We start from the raw sequence: 1409 nt of genomic DNA, 5'->3' as shown, positions 1-1409 counted from the left end.
CATCAAAATGGTTGTTACCCTGATCCACCCGATCGCGATGGACGACGGTCTGCGTTTCGCAATCCGTGAAGGCGGCCGTACCGTTGGCGCGGGCGTTGTTGCTAAAGTTCTGGGTTAATTACACGTTAATTAGTTTTGAATTGAAAAGGGCGCTTCGGCGCCCTTTTTGCTGCCCGTAATTTGAGCTCGAAATATTTAGTCGTAATTTTGCTCGCTGAACTATGGCGCAAATAAAACTGTGCTATTGTAATCATAATCATTCTCATTTACACTTTGCGCAGAATTTGAACGGGAGCAATCATGTACGTTTGTTTGTGTAATGGTGTAAGTGACAAAAAAATTCGCCAGGCAGTCCGTCAGTTTCATCCGCAATCTTTCCAACAATTGCGTAAGTTTATTCCTGTGGGAAATCAATGCGGTAAGTGCATTCGCGCCGCGCGCGAAGTGATGCAGGACGAGTTGATGCAGATGCCAGAATTTAAAGAGATTGCCTGAAGACCACGCTTATTTTTTGACATCCCGCTAGCCCCATCTACGCTCTAATAGTGGAAGCGGAGGGACTATAAAATGAAAGGTGATGTTAAAATCATAAATTATCTCAATAAACTATTGGGAAATGAGCTTGTCGCAATCAATCAGTATTTTCTCCATGCCCGGATGTTTAAAAACTGGGGCCTGATGCGTCTCAATGACGTCGAATACCATGAATCCATCGATGAGATGAAACACGCTGATAAATATATCGAGCGTATTTTGTTTTTAGAAGGAACCCCCAACTTACAGGATTTAGGCAAACTGGGGATTGGTGAAGATGTCGAGGAGATGCTGCAATCCGACCTGCGATTAGAACAGGAAGGCGCGAAGGATCTGCGTGAGGCTATCGCATATGCCGACAGCGTTCATGACTATGTTAGCCGCGATATGATGATCGAGATCCTTGCTGATGAAGAAGGTCATATCGACTGGCTCGAAACTGAACTGGATCTCATCGGTAAAATTGGCCTACAAAATTACCTGCAATCACAAATTAAAGTTAAAGATTAACGGCCTATCAGCAAACTATCCCAGCCTATAACGAAACCCGCAGCCGCCAGAAATGGCCCAAAAGGCAGTAATGCCAGTCAGTTAAGCAACTGACTGGCTCTTTTTCGGGGCTGTGGGGTATTTCCAGGGCCTCTCCTTTACCACTCTCGGAAGGCCCTTCCCCTTCTCGTCGGTAATTTCACAAGTTGTCCCATACTTGCAAGATCGCGCATCAGCTCCGGTATACGTCCCGGTGAAGCGCCCTGCAATGTCATCAGCATTCTCATCACCATTCCGCATGATTCTGAGAAACTCAGTTGATTCGGCCAGTAACCTTTCAGATGTTCCGCCATTTTAATCATCTGATATCTCACCAGATTATAAGC

The 1409-nt window shown here is 45.6% G+C and carries 3 protein-coding genes and 2 pseudogenes; 3 read left to right on the top strand and 2 right to left on the bottom strand.

Annotated elements, in window-relative coordinates:
• The 3 genes from BHE85_RS15520 to bfr all read left to right on the top strand — a co-directional run.
• The coding region (locus tag BHE85_RS15520; protein WP_000531011.1) for an EF-Tu C-terminal domain-related protein at positions 1 to 118 on the top strand (118 nt) is incomplete at its 5' end.
• 182 nt (positions 119 to 300) lie between these two features.
• Positions 301 to 495, top strand: coding sequence for a bacterioferritin-associated ferredoxin (bfd, locus tag BHE85_RS15515; RefSeq protein ID WP_000289090.1), 195 nt, complete (start codon positions 301 to 303; stop codon positions 493 to 495).
• Between the two features lie 72 nt (positions 496 to 567).
• On the top strand, positions 568 to 1044 hold the full coding sequence (gene bfr / locus BHE85_RS15510) for a bacterioferritin (RefSeq protein WP_000675525.1): 477 nt from the start codon (positions 568 to 570) through the stop codon (positions 1042 to 1044).
• Here bfr and BHE85_RS15505 read toward each other — a convergent pair.
• Both BHE85_RS15505 and BHE85_RS15500 read right to left on the bottom strand, forming a co-directional pair.
• Positions 1041 to 1112, bottom strand: a pseudogene (locus tag BHE85_RS15505) (prepilin peptidase); the annotation flags it as partial. The gene bfr and the pseudogene BHE85_RS15505 sit on opposite strands and share 4 nt — an antisense overlap.
• A 13-nt stretch (positions 1113 to 1125) precedes the next feature.
• A pseudogene (locus tag BHE85_RS15500) lies at positions 1126 to 1409 on the bottom strand (IS4 family transposase); the annotation flags it as partial.

Source organism: Shigella sp. FC1567, assembly GCF_001743015.1.
In the GTDB taxonomy this organism is placed as follows: domain Bacteria; phylum Pseudomonadota; class Gammaproteobacteria; order Enterobacterales; family Enterobacteriaceae; genus Escherichia; species Escherichia coli.
Note: the sequence above shows the minus strand (reverse complement) of the source record. Positions and strands in the feature narration are given on the sequence as shown.